This is a genomic window from Streptomyces sp. NRRL S-495, assembly GCF_000966955.1.
Taxonomy (GTDB): Bacteria; Actinomycetota; Actinomycetes; order Streptomycetales; family Streptomycetaceae; genus Kitasatospora; species Kitasatospora purpeofusca.
Map to the genome: position 1 here is coordinate 1 of NZ_JZWY01000842.1, position 1018 is coordinate 1018.

At 76.7% G+C, this 1018-nt stretch carries 1 protein-coding gene and 1 pseudogene; one reads left to right on the top strand and one right to left on the bottom strand.

Going from position 1 to position 1018, the window contains the following annotated elements:
• Positions 1 to 349, top strand: a 349-nt coding sequence (locus tag VR45_RS34680) for a VOC family protein (protein ID WP_045943890.1), incomplete at its 5' end; no start/stop codon positions are given.
• 39 nt (positions 350 to 388) lie between these two features.
• Here VR45_RS34680 and VR45_RS34685 read toward each other — a convergent pair.
• Positions 389 to 1018 (bottom strand): annotated as a pseudogene (locus VR45_RS34685) (ABC transporter permease); the annotation flags it as partial.

Sequence of the window (1018 nt, forward strand, 5' to 3'; positions counted from 1 at the left end):
GACCTGGAACGAGCTCCACACCAACGACGTGCCGGCTGCCACCGCGTTCTACGGCGCGGCCTTCGGGATCGAGATCGAACCCTTGGACGGCGCCGACGCGTACTGGGAGCTGCGGGTCGGCGGCCGCGCGGTCGGCGGGGTGACCCTGCTCGCCGGCGACCCGCCCGGCACCCCGCCGCACTGGCTGACCTACTTCGCGGTGGACGACGTGGACTCCACGGTGGACGCCCTGGTCAGGAGCGGCGGTACGGTGCTGGCCCCGCCGTTCGACATGATGGCCGGGCGGATGACGGTGGTGGCCGACCCGCAGGGCGCTCCGTTCGCGATGATCAAGCCACAACCGCTGTAGCCGGCGGCGCGACCGGCGGTGGACCCGGAACGGCCGGGGTCACCGCCCGTCGCCCGCCCGGAGTTCGGTGGCGATCTGCCGTCGGCCGAAGAGGGCGGCCTCCAGCACCACCGCGGCGCAGACGAGCAGCGCCACGCCGGCCGTCGGCAGCAGCACCGGCAGGACGCGGGGCGCCAGCCGCTCCCCCACCGGCGCGCCGACCAGCAGCGACAGGTCGAAGGCCGGTCCGAGCAGGGCGACGGCCCCCGCCGCGACCGCGGCACCGCCGGCCACCGCGGCCAGCGTCTGCGGCACGGTCTCCGCGACGATCAGCGCCAGCCCCTCCCGGGGGCGAAGCCCCATGGTGCGCAGCCGGGCGAGGACCGCCGCGCGGTCGGGCGAGGCCCGCAGGACGGTGAGCAGGACGGCGAGCAGGGCGAAGGCGATACCGGCGACGGCCGCGGACCGGAAGAGCCGGACGGTGGAGTGCTGGAGCGGGTCGGCGGCCAGGACGGCGGCCGTCTCGCGGGCGGTGCGCACGAGGTAGCCGTCGGGGATGCCGCCGGGCTCCTCGCTCACCTCCCGGGCCTCCTCGCGCAGGAGCCCGGCCAGGCCTGACGCGTCGGCCAGCCCGCGTGCCGCGAAGAGCGCGCGCAGCCGGTCGCCGTCGATGTCGCCGACGGCGAACCA